This is a genomic window from Bacillus sp. LB7 (genome assembly GCF_030449715.1).
Lineage (GTDB): Bacteria > Bacillota > Bacilli > Bacillales > Bacillaceae > Bacillus > Bacillus paralicheniformis.
Map to the genome: position 1 here is coordinate 72,027 of NZ_JASGCA010000008.1, position 18,456 is coordinate 90,482.

The 18,456-nt window shown below is 48.4% G+C and carries 18 protein-coding genes, 1 pseudogene and 1 riboswitch; of the genes and pseudogenes, 11 read left to right on the forward strand and 8 right to left on the reverse strand.

Going from position 1 to position 18,456, the window contains the following annotated elements; all coding sequences use genetic code 11:
* Positions 1-76: 76 nt before the first annotated feature.
* Entirely contained in the window at positions 77-385 is a 309-nt protein-coding gene (locus QMZ64_RS12330) for a metal-sulfur cluster assembly factor (protein ID WP_075754968.1), read from the reverse strand.
* Between the two features lie 62 nt (positions 386-447).
* Entirely contained in the window at positions 448-1,215 is a 768-nt protein-coding gene (locus tag QMZ64_RS12335) for a prolyl oligopeptidase family serine peptidase (protein ID WP_301441330.1), read from the reverse strand.
* A 122-nt stretch (positions 1,216-1,337) separates the two neighbouring features.
* Between QMZ64_RS12335 and QMZ64_RS12340 the strand changes: the two genes are divergently transcribed.
* From QMZ64_RS12340 to guaC, 4 genes are all read left to right on the forward strand, one after another.
* Positions 1,338-2,150 (forward strand): Cof-type HAD-IIB family hydrolase, encoded by an 813-nt coding sequence (locus QMZ64_RS12340; RefSeq protein WP_301441331.1) that lies wholly within the window; start codon positions 1,338-1,340, stop codon positions 2,148-2,150.
* Positions 2,151-2,248: 98 nt separating this feature from the next.
* Positions 2,249-2,389 (forward strand): hypothetical protein, encoded by a 141-nt coding sequence (locus QMZ64_RS12345; RefSeq protein WP_165426648.1) that lies wholly within the window; start codon positions 2,249-2,251, stop codon positions 2,387-2,389.
* A gap of 1 nt (position 2,390) precedes the next feature.
* Positions 2,391-2,579 (forward strand): DUF3813 domain-containing protein, encoded by a 189-nt coding sequence (locus tag QMZ64_RS12350; RefSeq protein ID WP_301441332.1) that lies wholly within the window; start codon positions 2,391-2,393, stop codon positions 2,577-2,579.
* Positions 2,580-2,757: 178 nt separating this feature from the next.
* Positions 2,758-3,738, forward strand: a complete 981-nt coding sequence (gene guaC / locus QMZ64_RS12355; protein WP_301441333.1) for a GMP reductase — start codon at positions 2,758-2,760, stop codon at positions 3,736-3,738.
* 91 nt (positions 3,739-3,829) lie between these two features.
* Here the strand turns inward: guaC and QMZ64_RS12360 are convergent, their stop codons facing one another.
* Positions 3,830-4,282, reverse strand: coding sequence for a BsuPI-related putative proteinase inhibitor (locus tag QMZ64_RS12360; protein WP_347880847.1), 453 nt, complete (start codon positions 4,280-4,282; stop codon positions 3,830-3,832).
* A 14-nt stretch (positions 4,283-4,296) separates the two neighbouring features.
* Complete coding sequence (locus QMZ64_RS12365; RefSeq protein WP_265627355.1) at positions 4,297-5,139, reverse strand: YitT family protein; 843 nt, start codon at positions 5,137-5,139, stop codon at positions 4,297-4,299.
* Positions 5,140-5,302: 163 nt separating this feature from the next.
* Here QMZ64_RS12365 and QMZ64_RS12370 point away from each other — a divergent pair, with 163 nt between their 5' ends.
* Positions 5,303-6,163, forward strand: coding sequence for a DegV family protein (locus QMZ64_RS12370; RefSeq protein ID WP_243939601.1), 861 nt, complete (start codon positions 5,303-5,305; stop codon positions 6,161-6,163).
* 303 nt (positions 6,164-6,466) lie between these two features.
* Here QMZ64_RS12370 and QMZ64_RS12375 read toward each other — a convergent pair whose 3' ends face one another.
* Positions 6,467-6,673 carry a spore germination protein gene (locus QMZ64_RS12375; protein WP_152847465.1) on the reverse strand — a complete coding sequence of 69 codons (207 nt, stop codon included), beginning with the start codon at positions 6,671-6,673 and terminating at the stop codon, positions 6,467-6,469.
* Positions 6,674-6,827: 154 nt separating this feature from the next.
* Between QMZ64_RS12375 and QMZ64_RS12380 the strand changes: the two genes are divergently transcribed.
* Positions 6,828-6,950: a DUF3941 domain-containing protein gene (locus QMZ64_RS12380; protein ID WP_243939600.1), complete on the forward strand. Its 123-nt coding sequence runs from the start codon at positions 6,828-6,830 to the stop codon at positions 6,948-6,950.
* A gap of 37 nt (positions 6,951-6,987) precedes the next feature.
* Here QMZ64_RS12380 and QMZ64_RS12385 read toward each other — a convergent pair.
* Positions 6,988-7,856, reverse strand: a pseudogene (locus tag QMZ64_RS12385) (CvfB family protein).
* A 140-nt stretch (positions 7,857-7,996) separates the two neighbouring features.
* On the opposite strand from QMZ64_RS12385, the gene QMZ64_RS12390 reads away from it, so the two are divergent.
* The 3 genes from QMZ64_RS12390 (at position 7,997) to metH (ending at position 13,995) form a co-directional block, all read left to right on the forward strand.
* Complete coding sequence (locus QMZ64_RS12390; RefSeq protein WP_003180528.1) at positions 7,997-8,488, forward strand: YajQ family cyclic di-GMP-binding protein; 492 nt, start codon at positions 7,997-7,999, stop codon at positions 8,486-8,488.
* 77 nt (positions 8,489-8,565) lie between these two features.
* Positions 8,566-8,677: riboswitch (SAM riboswitch) on the forward strand.
* Positions 8,678-8,756: 79 nt separating this feature from the next.
* Positions 8,757-10,586 carry a bifunctional homocysteine S-methyltransferase/methylenetetrahydrofolate reductase gene (locus QMZ64_RS12395; protein ID WP_265627357.1) on the forward strand — a complete coding sequence of 610 codons (1,830 nt, stop codon included), beginning with the start codon at positions 8,757-8,759 and terminating at the stop codon, positions 10,584-10,586.
* The gene (gene metH, locus QMZ64_RS12400) at positions 10,579-13,995 is read left to right on the forward strand and encodes a methionine synthase (protein WP_301441335.1); all 3,417 of its coding nucleotides are present in this window, start codon (positions 10,579-10,581) and stop codon (positions 13,993-13,995) included. Before QMZ64_RS12395 ends, metH begins: the two co-directional genes overlap by 8 nt.
* Positions 13,996-14,067: 72 nt before the next feature.
* On the opposite strand, the gene QMZ64_RS12405 is transcribed toward metH, so the two are convergent.
* Positions 14,068-15,030 carry a helix-turn-helix transcriptional regulator gene (locus tag QMZ64_RS12405; RefSeq protein WP_243939585.1) on the reverse strand — a complete coding sequence of 321 codons (963 nt, stop codon included), beginning with the start codon at positions 15,028-15,030 and terminating at the stop codon, positions 14,068-14,070.
* A gap of 111 nt (positions 15,031-15,141) precedes the next feature.
* On the opposite strand from QMZ64_RS12405, the gene QMZ64_RS12410 reads away from it, so the two are divergent.
* Positions 15,142-15,975: a dehydrogenase/reductase SDR family member 1 gene (locus tag QMZ64_RS12410; RefSeq protein WP_301441336.1), complete on the forward strand. Its 834-nt coding sequence runs from the start codon at positions 15,142-15,144 to the stop codon at positions 15,973-15,975.
* Between the two features lie 176 nt (positions 15,976-16,151).
* Positions 16,152-16,592: a GNAT family N-acetyltransferase gene (locus QMZ64_RS12415; RefSeq protein WP_265627360.1), complete on the forward strand. Its 441-nt coding sequence runs from the start codon at positions 16,152-16,154 to the stop codon at positions 16,590-16,592.
* Positions 16,593-16,633: 41 nt separating this feature from the next.
* On the opposite strand, the gene QMZ64_RS12420 is transcribed toward QMZ64_RS12415, so the two are convergent.
* The gene (locus QMZ64_RS12420; RefSeq protein ID WP_243939579.1) at positions 16,634-18,448 is read right to left on the reverse strand and encodes an IucA/IucC family protein; all 1,815 of its coding nucleotides are present in this window, start codon (positions 18,446-18,448) and stop codon (positions 16,634-16,636) included.
* Positions 18,449-18,456: the final 8 nt, after the last annotated feature.

Here is an 18,456-nt window from a genome sequence, read left to right on the forward strand (position 1 = left end):
GCCCGCGTATCTATTCCGGCGGCTCCCTTTTCGAAACAGAAGAGCCTGTCAACGAATGAGCAGGCTCTGAAAACGTTTATTGGATGCCAAGTGCGATTTTCGCATATCGCGACATTTTGTCCCGTGTCCAAGGCGGATTCCAGACGATTTGAACGTCAACTTCCTTGACTTCTGGAATATCTGCGAGCGCTTTTTTGACTTCATCTACGATGATCGGCGCCAGCGGACAGCCCATTGAAGTCAAAGTCATGGTCACGTCTGTTTTGCCGTTCTCATCCATATCCACGTCATATACAAGACCGAGATTGACGATATCGACACCCAGTTCAGGGTCAACGACCTGCTCAAGGGCGCCCATGATGTTCTCTTTTAATGCTTCATCCACTCTTCCTCACTCCTTTTTTCATCAGTATAACGCACTTCTTTCATTTTCTAAACCGATAGCACTTAAAGGTACGCTTCAAACCATTCGACTGTTTTCAAAAGACCTTCCCTCGATACTTTATGTCCGGCCCGCTCATCTTCGATAAAATGCAGCAAATCAGGCTGAGCTTTATACAGCGGAATCGTCGATTCATAGAAGCGGCGCGCCAAAGCAAACGGAACGGTGCCATCCTGTTTGCCGTGCCAAAATAAAAGCGGCCTCATCTTCAATTTATCCGGCTGCAGACTCAAGTCAAAACGCTTCAGTTTATCGCGCTGCTGTTCGATTTGTTCTTCTGTGAAAGGAAGTTCGATTTTCTTTTCACGCATAAAAGCGAGCTGTTGATCAAAAAATTCTACATAGGCGGGACTGCCCATTAAACTGACGGCAGTTGTAATCCATTCGTATTGGGTCAAAGCGCCGAGCGTGACAATGCCGCCCATCGAAGTTCCGGCGGCGCCGATACGGCCCTTTTCAATCAGGTTTTCCTGTTCAAAGTGGTTTTTCAGCACTTCGAGCTCTTTGATTTCATTCGTGACGATCTCCCAAAACCTCGGGGCGAGCTCTTCCTGAGTGAGCTGTTCATCCCTCTCCCCGTGATAAAGAGCCTCAGGCAGGATCACGCGCATTCCTTTTTCGGCAAGCAGATATGCGAAGTGAAGGTTATGCTCTTTTGCGCTTGTAAAACCATGTATGAAGAAAACAAGAGGAAGAGCTTTCTCTTTTTTCTCCTCTTTTACAATATGCAAAAGAGGAATGTTTGAAATATGTTGCTTCTCGATTATGATCACGACTGTTTCTTCCTCCTTTTAGGATGTCCATCAACATCAGTTTAACATGTAGACAATAAAGAAGGTAAAAAGATACACTATAGGTAAGTCAGAACTTTCAAATTCACAACAAAGGAGCATTTATGGAGACAAAACCATATTTAATTGCATTGGACTTAGACGGTACATTATTAAAAGACGACAAAACCATCTCGGAAAGCTCCAGCGACGTCATCCGCAAGCTGCGGGAAGATGGACATTACGTGTGCATTTCTACGGGAAGACCGTTCCGAGCAAGCTCCGTGTATTATGATCAGCTCCAGCTTGATACGCCGATCGTCAATTTCAACGGGGCGTTTGTCCATCATCCTAAAGATCAAAGCTGGGGACGCTTCCACACATCTCTTGATCTCGAGGTGGTCAAACAGATCATTGAAGTGAGCGAGACATACAACGTACATAATATCCTTGCTGAAATTATCGATGATGTTTATTTTCATTATCATGACGAAAAACTGATTGATGTCTTTACGATGGGCAGCCCGAATATTACGGTCGGAGATTTAAGGACAAACCTCGGCCAGGATGTGACAAGCGTACTGATCCACGCAAAAGAAGAGGATGTTCCGGCGATCCGCTCCTACCTGTCAGACGTTCACGCGGAGATGGTCGACCATAGAAGATGGGCGGCCCCGTGGCATGTGATCGAACTGATTAAAAGCGGCATCAATAAAGCGGTCGGCTTAGAGAAAATCACGAACTACTACGGGATACCGCCTGAGCGGGTGATTGCCTTCGGCGATGAAGACAACGACCTTGAAATGCTCGAGTTCGCGGGCTGCGGCGTAGCGATGGGCAACGGCATCGAAGGGGTCAAAAGCGTTGCAAACAAGGTTACAAAATCGAACGAAGAAGACGGTATCGCAGTCTTTTTAAAGGATTACTTCGCTTTATAATTTTATAATTTGCCATTCATAAACGGCTTTTCAAAACGGCAATACTATGAGAAGACGGCCGCACCGGACCGTCACTCGTGTTAAGGGGGAATTTCAAGATGGGTAAACGCAGCAAATCAAAACGGTTTATTCAGCAAGGCAAGGATTCGCTTAAACAGCATGCCTCCAGGTTCCCTTATCGCTCCACATTAGAAGAGGCTGAACAAAAGAGCGGCCCGACGGAATGCGGAGGGCTGTAACATGAGAAACGAACTGTTTCAAATGGCCAAAGCAGCCGTTCATGAAGCTGAAGCTTCGACGGATTCAGGTGAAAAGGCGAAAGCTGTTGCAAGAGCCAAAAACGCCCTTTCCTCAGCATTTGCCAATTCAACTGATGCCGAACGGCGCCAGCTTCACAATCTTCAGGAGCAGCTAAATCAACTATCATAAACACCCACCGGCTTTTTTGACAGCCGGAAAGGAGTCTGTGCCATCGGCACGGCTCCTTTTTTATGTTTCTAATTTCAAAACATAAAAATTTGACATCGGAAGCAAAAGGAAGTACATTATAAAAGGCGAACATTTTATATAAAAAACAAATAAATATTCGTTTTTGGGGGTTTTTATATTGGAAAACGTGTTTGATTACGAGGATATTCAACTAATTCCTGCAAAGTGCATCGTCCAGAGCCGCTCTGAATGTGATCCGTCCGTGCAGTTCGGCGGAAGAACATTTAAACTGCCTGTGGTGCCCGCCAATATGCAGACCATTATAGATGAAAAGCTGGCTGTTTCATTAGCGGAAAACGGTTACTTTTATGTGATGCACCGCTTTGAGCCGGAAACACGGATCGATTTTGTGAAAGACATGAAAGCGCGCGGTTTATTTTCTTCAATCAGCGTCGGTGTCAAAGATGAAGAATACGCGTTTATCGAAGAGCTGACGAGAGAGAATCTCACGCCTGATTACATCACGATCGATATCGCCCACGGTCACTCGAACGCCGTCATCAATATGATTCAGCACATTAAAAAACATCTTCCGGACAGCTTCGTGATCGCAGGAAATGTCGGAACGCCTGAAGCTGTGAGAGAACTTGAAAATGCCGGCGCCGACGCTACAAAAGTCGGCATCGGTCCCGGAAAAGTCTGCATTACAAAAATTAAAACCGGTTTTGGAACGGGCGGTTGGCAGCTGGCTGCGCTGCGCTGGTGTGCAAAAGCGGCGAGCAAGCCGATCATTGCAGACGGCGGCATCCGCACCCACGGGGACATCGCCAAATCGGTCAGATTCGGGGCGACGATGGTCATGATCGGTTCGCTGTTTGCCGGACATGAAGAATCGCCCGGGGCAACGATCGAAAAAGACGGCAAGCTCTACAAAGAATATTTTGGTTCTGCTTCTGAGTATCAAAAAGGTGAAAAGAAAAATGTCGAAGGCAAAAAAATGTACGTGGAGCATAAAGGCGCAATCATGGATACGCTGACAGAAATGGAACAGGATCTGCAGTCATCCATTTCCTATTCGGGAGGAAACAAGCTCGATTCGATCCGCAACGTAGATTACGTCATCGTTAAAAATTCTATTTTCAACGGGGATCAATATTAACGGTCACAGGGTGGTGTTCAGGCAGCAGCCGTCCCTTCCTGCCTGACAGCATACAAAAAAGGCATCCTTCCCGGGATGCCTTTTTTGACGGCTATTTCACTTCAAACGTTTTGCCGGCCCTCAAAGTTGCAAACTGTTCCGATCTTCCCAAAAATGTCACGTTTACTTCATACGTGCCGGGTTCAGGCACCTCTTTCCATACATCAGTAAAATCGTAAGACTCTTTCGGATTAAGCGTCATCGTTTGGAACGCCTGTGTAAACATTTTTCCTTTCGAGTAGCGGTACCTTTCATTCCCTTCTTTGTCACTGACAATCAGTTCAAATTTCTGTCCGCTGCTGAATTCAAACTCTGCCACGTCATCCGTATGGTTGACAACCGACATCCGAAATTCGATTTCTCCCTGCTTCTGGACGGGTTCAACTGTTAATGCCACACTCCCGTTATTCACTTCCCCTGATACCTCCTTATCGGGGACTTGATCCCCGTTTTGCCCGCATCCACTGACAAACAGCAACATTACAATCATGGAAATCAGCCGCATTCTTCACCCTTTCATTAATCTTTGCGGAAAAACCCTAAAACCTGCGTTGTCTGGACGACGTTTGTGAAAGCGTTTGGATCCACTTCATTAATGATTTTTTCCAAGTCGTATAATTCGTACCTTGTGATAACAATGATCATCATTTCTTTCTGTTCATTCGTAAAGGCGCCTTTTGCCGGAACGGTTGTAATGCCGCGGACCATCTTTCCGTAAATCGCTTCTTTGATCTCCTCCGCTTTCTTTGTGACAATCATAACGGTGAGCTTGGCGTGGCGGGTGTGGATGGCATCAATCACCCTGGTTGTCACATATAGTGTAACGAGCGTATATAATGCTTTCTCCCACCCGTTCAATAATCCTGCTGTTAAAATGATTGCACCGTTTAAAATAAAAAAATAGGTGCCGACCGGCTTATCCTTCCATTTCGCCAGAATCATGGCGATGATGTCCAAACCGCCCGTTGAAGCTCCGTATTTCAGCGTCAGCCCGATTCCGACCGCAGAGATCACTCCGCCAAAAACGGCGTTCAGCAAGATATCGTTTGAAAGGCTTGTTTCCGGCAGCATGCCAAGGAACACCGTTGTCAGCGCAACGCTTAAAACACTGTAAACCGTAAAAGAACGCCCGACCTTCAGCCACCCCAAAATGCCGACGGGAATGTTTAAAATAAACAATAGCGTCCCCGTTGAAAAATAAACCGGGCTGTACTGGTCAAGCGCACTCGATAAAAGCTGCGCCACCCCCGTAAAGCCGCTGGCGTAAACATCGGCGGGAATCAGAAACAGATTCAATCCGATGGCATTTAACAAGGCGCCGATGATGACAATGAACAATTTTTTTGCTTCAGCTATGACCATATTTAGTTCCTCCGCTACTTTCGTATATATTTGGTTTACCCTTAAAACAATATTTTGAAAACGTCAATGTGAAAATATATGATATAGTTGACCTAAAAAACGAAGTATACCGAAGGACAGTTTGGTGTCCTTTTCAACCATTTTTTAGAAAGAAGGGGTTCAAATGAACGTTCACCTTTTAGCAGACAGTGCGGCAGATTTGCCGAAATCTTTTTATGATGAACATCACATCTCATTTATTCCGTTAAGGGTGCTGCTTGATGAAAAAGAGTACGATGACCTTCTGACGATTCAGCCTCTGGATGTTTATGAAGCGATGCGCGAAGGCAAAGCGCCGAAAACGTCCCAGCCGTCCATGATGCGGTTCAAGAATGCATTCAGCGAGCTGGCCGGCGAAAACAAACCCGCTCTCTATATCGCCTTTTCTTCAGAGCTTTCCGGAACATACCAGACGGCTGTGATGGCGGCAAACGAAGTCAAGGAAGAGTTCCCTGATTTCGATCTGCGGATCATCGATTCAAAATGCGCTTCATTAGGCTATGGGCTCGCGGTTAAGCATGCCCTTAAACTCGCAACTAACGGCAATACAATACAAGAAATTGAATCGTCTGTAAAGGACTTTTGCGAACATCTTGAACATATTTTTACCGTTGATGACCTGACTTATTTGGCAAGAGGCGGAAGAATCAGCAAAGCATCGGCATTTGTCGGCGGTTTGCTGAATATTAAACCGCTCCTGCATGTCGAAGACGGCAAGCTTGTCCCCTTGGAAAAAATCCGGGGCAAAAAGAAGCTGCTCAGACGGATGATCGAATTGATGAAAGAAAGAAGCGTCGATTTGAGCGGGCAGACGGTCGGCATCAGCCACGGAGATGACGAAGAGACGGCCGAAGAAGTCAAACGGATGATCGAAGCCGAATTTCAGCCGGGGGAAATCGTCATCAACATGGTCGGTTCAGCGGTCGGCGCCCATTCCGGACCCGGAACATTGGCGGTCTTTTTTCCGGGGAAAGACAAAAGATAAGCTAAAACAGAGGCCTGCTTGATAAAAGCAGGCCTTAGATTTTTGACAAAATCTCAAAACGATTTTTAGTTTTGGGATTTTGTCATCCTTTCAGCGTGACCCGCAACCCTTGCAGTCTAGGAAGGCCGAGCATCGGAAGCTGACTTTCACAGGATGTGATGACGGCGGCGTTCAGGCAGGACGCCTGGGCGGTTAGCCGCCGATCCTTCACCTATGCGTGAGCACCGACTTAGCAGGCCTGACAACGAATGCGAGGGTTTGTCGACACGCTGAGGCCTGCTTGATAAAAGCAGGCCTTCTTCGTCAGCTGTCTTCGGTGACTGTCCCTTCATCGACTGCCGGTGTAAGCGCTCCATCAAGAAAGCCGGCAGCCGCTGTCGCGACATCTGGACCTCCAGACCCCTCGACCACTTTTTCCATTGTGATCGGACAAATTTTGAACGCACCGCCGAAATTGACGACTCCTCCTGCCGAGACACGTTGAATGTTAACTGAGCAGCAATGTTTCATACCAAGTCTCCTTTTTTTGGTCTTATGATATGTGTATGCTGGCGGTACAAGAAGGCATAAACTTCCCGGCAAAAAACATCGCGATTGGAAGAGTACATAGTTTCGCCGGCAGTGCGCAAGCTAAAAGCGACATTTTGACAGGAGGTGCTCCCTCATGAAAGATGATGATAAAAAGCCGGTTGACAATAACGCCGTCAACCAGCAGAAAAACCGGCTCGCCGAAAAGAACAGACAAGCCGGTAAACACCGGGAATCAAAGAAGCCTGATCACCTGTAAAAAACCGGCGGCGTCCTCATCGGAACGCCGCCTCATATCATTTTTTCTCGTATGTCCAACCCTCTTCCTGATAGATTTTATCCTGTTTCATCAGATGGCCGAGCGCCCTTTTAAATGCTGCTTTGCTCATGTTGAAGCGCTCTTTGATATCCTCCGGATCGCTTTTATCCCAGAACGGCATCGCGCCGTTTCTCGTTCTCATATAAGTCAAAATTTGTTCCGCATCAACCGACAAGGCATCCTGCTTTCTTGGCAGTAGCGACAGATTAACAGAACCGTCTTCTTTTACTTTGATCACCCTTGCGGTCAGCTTTTCGCCGAGCCTCGGCTCTTCCTTTCGCTCAGAAGAATGGATGAAGCCTCTGATGCCGGTTTCGGAAATCATAAAAGAGCCTGATGCGATCAAGCGGTAGATCGTCCCGGTGAGCTCTTTATTCATCAGACCGGATGAAGCTTCAGTAAACAGCTCGCTGATCTTATCCTCCGGCGCCGGTTTGGCAAACATCCTTCCGTGCCCCGTGATTTTCAGCATACAGTAGAGCCTGTCCCCTTTTTGCGGCCATACTGATTCATACGGCGGGAGATGCTCTGTCGCAACGAGGGCGTCCTTCGAGAGCCCGACATCGACGAAAACCCCCATGCCGCTGACGGCATCAACGACTTCCACCCAGCCGTACTGTTCAGCGCTGATGATCGGCTTTCTCATCGTAGCCGCCAAGCGGTCTTCATGATCGACATATAAAAAGACATCGATCTCTTCCCTGCCTTCAATATCCTCGGTGATCTCGCTCTGATGCAGAAGGACCGCCGTTTCGCCGTCCGTCAAAAAGTAACCGTAATCGGCTTTATGATCTATTTTCAATGTTAGCTGCTGTCCTGGTTTCATACTGTTTCTTCCTTTCTTATCCGCCTGTTTTTCTTTTTCTTATTATTCCTCCAATGTTCAAATTATTGCCGGATCGCGGCCAGGCAAACCGCTCGATATTGGAAGTTTCACCTTATTCTACTATAATTGATTCATAAGTAAAATGGATGGAGGTTTTCACATGGCGAAAGAAAGCTCATTTGATATCGTCTCAAAGGTTGAACTGCCTGAAGTTCAAAACGCAATCCAGACTGCTCTCAAGGAAATCGGCACACGCTATGATTTCAAAGGGTCAAAAAGCAGCATCACACTCGAAGGAGACGAGCTCGTTCTCGTATCTGACGACGAGTTTAAAATGAACCAGCTGAAAGACGTGCTTGTCGGCAAACTGATCAAGCGGAACGTCCCGACGAAAAACATCGAATACTCAAAGCTTGAGAATGCTTCAGGCGGTACGGTCAGACAGCGCGGAAAATTAGTTCAGGGCATCGACAAAGAAAACGCGAAAAAAATCAATAACCTGATAAAAAAATCGGGTCTGAAAGTTAAATCGCAAGTGCAGGATGATCAAGTCCGCGTAACCGGAAAAAATAAAGACGACCTTCAGCAAATCATCGCGATGGTGAGGGAAGCCGACCTGCCGATTGATGTCCAATTTATAAATTTTCGATAAATTCTTAATTTACTGTTGATTATTCCCCCGATTTTCGGTAAATTGAGTAAAAGTAATCAATAGAAACTAAATAGCTGTTCTTATCAAGAGAGGCAGAGGGACTGGCCCGATGAAGCCTCAGCAACCGGTGAATGAATATTCATGACCAAGGTGCTAAATCCAGCAAGCAGCCTGCTTGGAAGATAAGAAGACGGACAAATGTCGATGAAAAGTCTTCTGCTTCACAGAAGACTTTTTTGTTTACCAAAAATGCTTAAGGGGGAAAACGATGGGTTTTTTGGAGGATATAAAAAGCAAAACGTTAATCGCGGACGGCGCAATGGGCACACTTCTGTATTCCTACGGGATCGACAGGTGTTTTGAGGAACTGAACATCTCCAAGCCCGAAGAAGTGAGACGCGTCCACGAAGCGTATGTACAGGCCGGCGCCGATCTCATTCAAACGAACACGTACGGCGCAAACTTCATCAAGCTGTCCAGATACGGACTCGAAGACGAAACAAAACAAATCAACGAAAAAGCGGTCCGTCTCGCCCGCTCCGCCGCCGGTTCTGCTTATGTTCTCGGTACGCTCGGCGGAATCCGGACGTTCAACAAAAACTCGTATTCTCTGGAGGACATTAAAAGAAGCTTCCGCGAACAGCTCTACCTTCTGTTAAATGAGCAGCCGGACGGACTTCTGCTCGAAACCTATTACGATTTAGAAGAAGCGCGCGAAGTTTTAAAGATTGCCAGAAAGGAAACCGAGCTGCCGATTATTTTGAATGTCTCAATGCACGAAGAGGGCGTTCTTCAGGACGGAACCCCGCTTGCGGACGGCCTGAAGCAGCTGGCATCCCTCGGCGCAGACGTCGTTGGCATCAACTGCCGCCTCGGCCCTTATCATATGATCAGAGCGCTTGAAGAAGTCCCGCTTTTAGAAGACGCCTATCTTTCCGTCTATCCGAACAGCAGCCTCCCGTCCCTTGTCGAAGGCAGGCTTGTTTATGAGACGGATGATGAATATTTCAGGGAAAGCGCGGAGGAATTCCGCAATCAAGGCGCACGGATCATCGGCGGCTGCTGCGGAACGACGCCGAACCACATCAGGGCGATGGCTGAGGCGGTCAAAGGGCTTCCTCCAGTCACCGAAAAGCGCGTGAAAATTAGAGAGAAAGCTGCGCTTGCTATTCAAAACGAAAGGACAGAGCCCGCACTTGACGATCTGGCCAAGCAGAAACGGTCCATTATCGTCGAGCTCGATCCTCCAAAACAATTAAACTTTGAGAAATTTTTACACGCCGCTGAAGAGCTTCAATCAGCCGGAATCGATGCACTAACATTGGCGGACAACTCGCTTGCCACACCGAGGATCAGCAATGTCGCCTGCGGCGCGCTCTTAAAACAGCGCCTCGATATGAGGTCGCTGATCCATATCACATGCAGAGACCGCAACCTGATCGGCCTGCAGTCCCATCTAATGGGGCTTGATACATTGGGGCTGTCAGACGTGCTGGCGATTACCGGCGATCCGTCGAAGATCGGCGACTTTCCGGGAGCGACTTCCGTCTACGACCTGACATCGTTCGATTTGATCAGCCTGATCAAGCAGTTTAACGAAGGCTTGTCATATTCGGGTAAACCGCTCGGCAAGAAAACAAATTTCTCAGTGGCGGCCGCCTTCAATCCGAATGTCAGACACATTGACAAAGCGGTGAAACGGCTTGAGAAAAAAATCGCCTGCGGCGCAGACTATTTCATTTCTCAGCCTGTCTATTCAGAGGAGCAGCTCATCAAAATCCACGAGGAAACGCGGCATCTTGAAACACCGATCTATATCGGCGTCATGCCGCTGACCAGCAGCCGCAACGCGGAATTCATCCACAACGAAATCCCCGGCATCAAGCTGTCCGATTCAATCCGCGAAAAGATGGCGCTGGCGGGAAATGACAAACAAAAACAGGCCGAGGAAGGGCTCGCGATCGCCCGCTCCCTGCTTGATGCGGCGTGCGACCTGTTCAACGGCATTTATCTGATCACACCGTTTTTGCGGTCTGATTTAACCGCCGAGCTGACGGCATATATCCACCAGAAAGAAAAGGAGAAAACAAATGTCTAACATCAATGACCAGCTGAAGAAAAAAATCCTCGTCCTTGACGGTGCGATGGGAACGATGATCCAGGACGCAGGTTTGTCCGCCGCAGACTTCGGCGGCGAGGCCTATGAAGGGTGCAATGAATTTCTTAGCATCACGGCGCCCCATGTCATTCAAGGCATCCACGAAGCCTATCTGGCCGCTAAAGCCGATATCATCGAAACCAATACATTCGGAGCCACCCGGTTCGTTCTGGACGAGTACGACCTCGGGCAGCGCGCCTATGAAGTCAACCTCGCTTCAGTCAAACTCGCCAAAGCGGCCGCCGAAAAGTTTTCAACACCTGAATGGCCAAGGTTTGTCGCCGGCGCGATGGGACCGACGACAAAAACCCTTTCCGTCACCGGCGGCACGACCTTTGACGAGCTGATCGATAACTATGAGGAACAGGCAAGAGCACTGATCACAGGGGGAGCCGACCTCTTGCTGCTCGAAACGAGCCAGGATATGCTGAACGTTAAAGCCGGCTTTATCGGCATCAGACAAGCCTTCGAAAAAACCGGCAAAACCCTTCCCCTCATGGTGTCAGGCACGATCGAACCGATGGGCACGACACTGGCCGGCCAGGATATCGAATCGTTCTATATTTCCCTCGAACATATGAAGCCGGTCAGCGTCGGTTTAAACTGCGCGACGGGCCCGGAATTTATGACAGATCACATCAGAACCCTTTCTTCCCTTGCGAGGACGGCCGTCAGCTGCTATCCGAATGCCGGCCTCCCCGATGAGGAGGGGCAATACCATGAATCACCGCAATCGCTCGCGAAAAAAATCAAGGCGTTTGCAGAAGAAGGCTGGCTGAACATTGTCGGCGGCTGCTGCGGAACGACTCCCGCCCATATTGAAGCGCTGGCCGATGAAGTAGCCTCGCTGCAGCCGCGGACGGTCCCTTCGGAAAAAAAGCCGCACACCGTCTCAGGGATCGACGGACTAATTTATGAAGAAACGATGCGTCCCCTTTTTGTCGGGGAGCGGACAAATGTCATCGGATCGAGAAAATTCAAGCGGCTGATCGCCGAACAGAAATTTGAGGAAGCATCCGAAATCGCGAGAGCCCAAGTGAAAAACGGCGCCCATGTCATCGACATCTGCCTTGCAGACCCGGACCGCGATGAAGCGGAAGATATGGAAGGCTTCTTAAAAGAAGCGATGAAAAAAGTAAAAGCCCCGTTTGTCATCGACTCGACGGACAAAACGGTGATCGAAAAGGCGCTGAAATACTCACAGGGAAAAGCGATCATCAATTCGATCAACCTTGAAGACGGCGAAGAACGGTTCGCTGACATCCTTCCGCTCGTCAAACAATTCGGAGGCGCACTCGTCGTCGGCACGATCGATGAAGAGGGAATGGCGGTCTCCGCCGAAAAGAAGCTGGCCGTCGCCGTCCGGTCGCATCAGCTGCTCACCGAAAAATACGGAATACCGGCCAGCGATATCATCTTCGATCCGCTCGTCTTCCCGGTCGGAACGGGTGATGAACAATACATCGGCTCAGCTAAAGAAACGATTGAAGGCATCCGCCTCATTAAAGAGCGGCTCCCTGAATGTTTAACGATTCTCGGCGTCAGCAATGTCTCATTCGGTCTTCCGCCCGTCGGCCGGGAAATCTTGAATGCTGTATTCTTGTACCACGCAACACAGGCTGGGCTTGATTACGCGATAGTCAATACGGAAAAGCTTGAGCGGTTCGCTTCCATTCCTAAAGAAGAAGTCGAAATGGCTGAAAAACTTCTGTTTCACACTGATGACAAAACGCTCGCATCTTTCACTGACTTCTACCGCGGAAAGAAAAAAACGGACAAACAGCCGAAAACATCTCTTTCCCTGGAAGAGCGCTTGGCTGAGTACGTCATCGAGGGTACGAAAGAAGGCTTGATTCCCGATCTCGAGCAAGCGTTGAAAAAATTCGCCGCCCCGCTCGACGTGATCAACGGTCCGCTTATGGACGGCATGGCAGAGGTCGGACGGCTGTTTAACAACAATGAGCTGATCGTCGCTGAAGTGCTCCAGTCGGCAGAAGTCATGAAAGCTGCCGTTTCCTTTCTCGAACAGTATATGGAAAAGAAAGACGACAGCGGCAAAGGAAAGATCATTTTGGCAACCGTTAAAGGCGATGTCCATGATATCGGCAAAAACTTAGTCGACATCATTTTAAGCAACAACGGCTACAAGGTTGTCGATCTTGGGATTAAAGTGACACCGCAGGAATTAATCGAAGCGGTCCGCAAAGAGAATCCCGATATCATCGGTCTGTCCGGCCTGCTCGTCAAATCGGCGCAGCAAATGGTCGTTACAGCGCAGGACCTCGACAAAGCGGATATTTCCATCCCGATTATGGTCGGCGGAGCCGCGCTTTCAAGAAAGTTCACGAACATGAAAATTTCGCCTGAATATAAAGGGCCGGTTTTATACGCGAAGGACGCCATGGACGGCTTATCGCTCGCCAATCAGCTGCGGACGGACCCGTCGCAGTTTCTCGAGAAAAAAGAAGCGACTGCACCCGCCGCCGTCGCAGAAAAAAAGCAGACGAAAGCCGTGATTGAAATGCTTGAAAAACGAGCGCACGTTCCGCAGGCGCCGGTCTTTCAGCCGGAAGACTTGAAGCGGCACTATTTAAAAAACATCGACCTTTCCTATATCGTTCCGTATGTCAATGAACAAATGCTGCTCGGCCATCACCTCGGCTTGAAGGGAAAAGTGAAAAAACTCCTGGCTGAACAGCATCCGAAAGCATTGGAGCTGAAAGAGCTGATTGACGAGTTGCTGAGAGACGGAAAAGAACACGGCTGGTTCGATCCCGCGGTCGTCTATCAATTTTTCCCCGCGTACAGCGACGGGGATTCGCTCCATATTTTAGACCCCGGGAACAAAGACAGCATCCTTGAAACGTTTGTTTTTCCTAGGCAGGAAAAGCTTCCGTACCGCTGTATTTCCGATTATGTCCGACCGAAAGGAGAGCTTGATTATGTCTCGTTCTTTGCCGTAACGGCAGGCAGGCATGTAAGAGCAGCCGCCAACCGCTTTAAGGAGGAAGGCGACTACTTGAAAAGTCATGCGGTACAAGCGCTCGCTCTTGAGCTGGCCGAAGGACTCGCCGAACGGACGCACCAGGTTATCCGCGACCGCTGGGGCTTCCCTGATGCACCAGACTTCACGATGGAACAGCGTTTTCAGGCGAAATACCAGGGACAGCGCTATTCCTTCGGCTACCCGGCCTGTCCGAATCTCGAAGATCAGGAAAAACTCTTCAGACTCATCCAGCCAGAAGGAATCGGCGTGCACTTAACAGAAGGCTTTATGATGGAGCCCGAAGCTTCCGTATCAGCGATCGTTGTCTCCCATCCGGAAGCCAGATATTTCAATGTTCATTAACCCAAAGACCCTGCCTGCCGTTTGCGGCCGGCAGGGTCATCTTGTATGTTCGTAACATATGCCGCGAATATTTCAGGATTTATAATGAGCAACGATGGATTCGGCCATGTTGAGTATCTTCCCGTGCAGTTCTTTAGGTTCAATGATCCTTATGTGCTCTGCGAATCCGAGTATATACCTTTTCGCTTCTTCTTCCGTATCAAAAGATAATGTAACGGGTATCCACCCCTCCTGATCGACCTCATTTGTTTCGATGATCCGCACAAAATAATTGGTAAATGACAGCCTTGGCAAGATGGCCTGCGCCGCCTTCACCCGCACTTCATACGTCGGCAGCCTTTCGATAAATTCCTTTGTTGAAGACTGCCATACGTGAGCAATATCAAAGTTTTCGGGCCTTTCAAATGTTTCGCGAACAGGAATGGCAGATTGAATGCGTGAAGCCCTGTAATTTCGAATCTCCCCATTTTCTTTAGATGCAATCAGATACCAGTTTGACCCTTTAGCTACCAGTCCAAGGGGTGCTACAATTCGATCAGCCGTTTGTCCATCTGCCCGCTGATAAACGATTTTTAATTTTTGATCTTTCCATATGGCGTCTTTCAGCACTTCAAAGGATGCTGCTTTTTCTTTCTTATGGCGCCATGAACGGGTATCAATATATATTCGGTTCCATACGTCTTTCGCGTTTTGACGATATACCGCAGGCAGTGAGGCTATCAGTTTATTTCGGGCTTCTTCGGATATGCGGGTTAAACCGAGATCATCCAGCAATTGTTCAGAAAGCGGGACAAATAATGCGCGTATTTCAGATTCTTTTAAGCCGGTTAAAGTGGTTTGGTAATCATCAAGCAATGACCAGCCTCCGTTTATCCCGCGTTCGGCCACAACGGGAATTCCAGCTCCGCTTAACGCTTCCATATCCCTGTAAATCGTCCGCTCCGAGACTTCCAGCCTTTCCGCTAATTCTTTCGCCGTCATTTGTCCCTGTGCCTGAAGCATTAAAAGAATAGATATCAGTCGATCTCCTCTCATATGACCACCTTTTTTATCAATGGATGAACTTATTTAATAAAATATGACAATGGTTGTCAAGATTGAGCTTTTATAATGAGCATATCTTTTATGATGAAAGGAATGGGATGAATGAAACCGCTGAAAGGAAAAACCGCTCTCGTAACAGGCGGAAGCAGAGGCGCCGGCCGCGCCATCGCTGTCGAACTTGGAAAAGCCGGTGCAACCGTGTATATTACAGGCCGCAGCATCAGGGGGGCTTCCACGAATCAATGGCCCGGTACAATTGATGACACCGTGTCACAAATTGCAGCTTCCGGCGGAAAGGGTATTGCTGTAAGATGTGATCATACGAACGATTCAGAAACAGAGGCTGTCATCGCTAAAATTCGCGAAGAACAAGGAAAGTTGGATATTTTGATCAACAATGTGTGGGGTGCGCACGATCTGGGTGTCGAGGCAAAGCCTTTTTGGGAACTGTCATTGAAAAATTGGGATACGATGTTCACCGCAGGGGTGCGCGCCCAGCTGGCGACGAACCACTTCGCCGTGCCGCTCCTTCGCGAAAATAAACAAGCTCTTATCATTCATACGACCTTTTGGGATGAGAACAAATACACCGGACAGTTTTATTACGATTTAGCCAAGAACGCAATCGTCCGCATGGCGTACGGTCTTTCATTGGAATTAAAACGGGACAACATTGCCGTTCTTGCCGTTTCGCCGGGATTTATGAGAACCGAACTTGTGCTGAAGCACCATGAATCAGATGAGGCGCATTGGCAGGAGTCAGAAGATTTAAGGAAAACCGAAACGCCTTATTATGTCGGACGCGGAATCACAGCATTGGCCCAAGATCCGGATGTGATCGAGAAAAGCGGACGTGCGTTAAGAGTTGGTGATTTAGCCAAAGAATATCAGTTTACAGATGTGGATGGACGATATATTCCGCCATTTACGATATAGGGATTAGGGATCGCCTCCCGGAGGGAAATGTTTCTTTAAAGGCAGATCAGGTGAAGGTGTTCATCCTGCTTTGATCGTTTCCGCCAGCGTTATATAATGGAATGACAGTCATGATTTATAGCAGCATGCGGAATTTCGTTCGCCCTCATCTGAACTGCAACTGAAGGAGGAATCATATGATTGAAGTCAAACCAATAAACGCGGAAGATACGTATGAGATCAGGCACCGCATTCTCCGGCCGAATCAGCCGCCGGAAGCATGCATGTATGAAACCGATTTGCTCGGGGGCACGTTTCACCTCGGCGGATATTATCAGGACAGGCTGATCAGCATCGCCTCCTTTCATAAAGCCGAACATTCAGAGCTTGAAGGCCAAAAACAGTATCAGCTGAGAGGGATGGCGACACTTGAAGGGTACCGCGAGCAAAAAGCGGGCAGTACGCTTATCCGCCATGCTGAAGAGCTTCTTCGAAAAAAAGGCGCAGACCTTTTATGGTGCAACGCCAGGACATCTGTGAGCGGGTACTATAAAAAGCTCGGCTTCAGCGAACAAGGCGGGGTCTACGATATACCGCCGATCGGACCTCATATTTTGATGTATAAGAAATTGACATAAAAGACCCCGCCGGAAGCGGGGCATTCGCGGCCGCATAAGCATTACAGCTTTGCGGCCTCTTTTTTAAATTGCGCAAGCGCGTTTGTCACTTTTCCGAATTCAGAGGCGTGCGGGCGGTCATCGCCGTCCTTATAGCCGTAGTCGATCATCCGGTTTCTGTTGAGGCAAAGCTTCGTCAATTCCGGCTTGAATAAGTCGAACAATTCGAAGCGCTCATGCAGTTCAGGGAATCTCTGCTGATAATCCAAAATCGCATCAGCCAAAGCTTTCCACAGGCGCTTTTCAGGAAGCAGACCATCATTTTCCAAAATATTGGCCACATAGCGCAAATGGCAAATGAAAAGCCCTGTAAAGATAAACTGCACAAGCCCTTCCGGCGGCTCGCTTCTGAGAACGGCTTTTAAATCTTCTGTCAAACCGCTCAGTTCTGGAAGCGGCTGGTCGCTGATATTGACGTCATCTACAAAATCTTTAATCGCCAGCCTGTGCGGCTGATGATCTTTTAAGACAAGAATCGTATTTTGTCCGTGCGGCGAAAATACGGTTCCGTAACGGTACATGAAATGCAGAAGCGGCGGCATCACGGTGTTAAACAGCTTTCCGATCCACTCCTCCGCTGACAGCCCCGACTTTTCGATCAGGCGCCTGATAAACGGCACGCCGTCTTGATCAATGTATGTTAAAGAAGCGAGCGTAACAGGCTGCTCTCCATCTTCCAAATACGTATAAATGCTTTCTCTGAAAATAGCGCCGAGCATTTCCAAATATTGATACGGGGCTTTTTCAAGCGCATGATAGTATTGGTGATCAACGTTCAGACTGGCATTTTCGCCCGGCAGGATCACCCTGCATTCGTCTTTTAGAAATGCGTCGTTTTCGGCGATCCCTTTAATATGCTCAGTAATTCTCGGCGCGATCACTGTCCGCTCCGCCGGCAGTCCTCTGTATACAAGCGTATTTAAAATGCTCATCGGCAGTTTAATATGATGCTTGTGTTTGTTTGTGATGTTTGTAAAGGTCCTGATTGACTGCTGCGGCAGGTACTCGTCTCCGCCTTCCCCTAAAGGAATGATCGCTTTTGAAGCAATTTCTTCCGGAAACTGCTGAATGATCGTATTTGTCCACTGCCATTCGTGGACGGGCAGATAATAATAGTCTTCACTGGCTGCGCCCTGCTTTTCTATCACTTTAGCGAACTGCCTTAAAGTCAGCTCATCAAGCTCCTTATGAATCAGCGTTTCATAATCGAGTCCTTCAACCGAGTGGAATGACGCGGTCTCTTTGTGTACAGCGATCCACAGCAGCCGTTCGGCCCTCTGATTTTCCGGTGCAAACCGGAGGTAGTCATCATAGCCAAAACCGATTCTTCCTTTGTTGTAGACGATCCACGGATGGCCTGTCATCTCGCCTTCAATGACGGCATAATCGGCTTCGGTCAGCTCGTCAGCCGTAAGCCCATCTTTTGCTAAAAGGTGAGCATCCGCCAGCATCGTATGGTTGAACTCCTTGATCAAATGCCCCGCTGTTTCCGGACTCATCGGGATATGCGGCTGGATATCGAGGAGAAATTCAATCGCGCTCACTTGTTTTGTCCATTGTCCGCTCTTGAAGACTTCAATCGTCTCCGGTATCGCGTCAAAACTGTCAAACATGCGGGGTTTGGCGGCAAACCGGTACACCTTATCCTCCGCCATTCTCAGCTCATACCGGTTGATCCCGTCTTCAGTTTCAATGAAATCGGGTTTAATGATATCCTCATACATATATTCAGAAAGCATCTTCGCCAACATTCGCCGATTGACTTCTGTCCACCTGTCCGGATTGAGGACCCTCTTTAATTCATCTTGAAACAACATGATAATGC

Bases quoted from the DNA above. Each gene is read 5' to 3' on its own strand.
- QMZ64_RS12405 (WP_243939585.1), bottom strand. From the start codon at position 15,030: ATGAGAGGAGATCGACTGATATCTATTCTTTTAATGCTTCAGGCACAG.
- QMZ64_RS12365 (WP_265627355.1), bottom strand. From the start codon at position 5,139: ATGGTCATAGCTGAAGCAAAAAAATTGTTCATTGTCATCATCGGCGCC.
- QMZ64_RS12340 (WP_301441331.1), top strand. From the start codon at position 1,338: ATGGAGACAAAACCATATTTAATTGCATTGGACTTAGACGGTACATTA.
- QMZ64_RS12375 (WP_152847465.1), bottom strand. From the start codon at position 6,673: ATGAAACATTGCTGCTCAGTTAACATTCAACGTGTCTCGGCAGGAGGA.
- QMZ64_RS12345 (WP_165426648.1), top strand. From the start codon at position 2,249: ATGGGTAAACGCAGCAAATCAAAACGGTTTATTCAGCAAGGCAAGGAT.
- QMZ64_RS12390 (WP_003180528.1), top strand. From the start codon at position 7,997: ATGGCGAAAGAAAGCTCATTTGATATCGTCTCAAAGGTTGAACTGCCT.
- QMZ64_RS12410 (WP_301441336.1), top strand. From the start codon at position 15,142: ATGAAACCGCTGAAAGGAAAAACCGCTCTCGTAACAGGCGGAAGCAGA.
- QMZ64_RS12360 (WP_347880847.1), bottom strand. From the start codon at position 4,282: ATGCGGCTGATTTCCATGATTGTAATGTTGCTGTTTGTCAGTGGATGC.
- metH (WP_301441335.1), top strand. From the start codon at position 10,579: ATGTCTAACATCAATGACCAGCTGAAGAAAAAAATCCTCGTCCTTGAC.
- QMZ64_RS12420 (WP_243939579.1), bottom strand. From the start codon at position 18,448: ATGTTGTTTCAAGATGAATTAAAGAGGGTCCTCAATCCGGACAGGTGG.
- QMZ64_RS12395 (WP_265627357.1), top strand. From the start codon at position 8,757: ATGGGTTTTTTGGAGGATATAAAAAGCAAAACGTTAATCGCGGACGGC.
- QMZ64_RS12415 (WP_265627360.1), top strand. From the start codon at position 16,152: ATGATTGAAGTCAAACCAATAAACGCGGAAGATACGTATGAGATCAGG.
- QMZ64_RS12350 (WP_301441332.1), top strand. From the start codon at position 2,391: ATGAGAAACGAACTGTTTCAAATGGCCAAAGCAGCCGTTCATGAAGCT.
- QMZ64_RS12380 (WP_243939600.1), top strand. From the start codon at position 6,828: ATGAAAGATGATGATAAAAAGCCGGTTGACAATAACGCCGTCAACCAG.
- QMZ64_RS12370 (WP_243939601.1), top strand. From the start codon at position 5,303: ATGAACGTTCACCTTTTAGCAGACAGTGCGGCAGATTTGCCGAAATCT.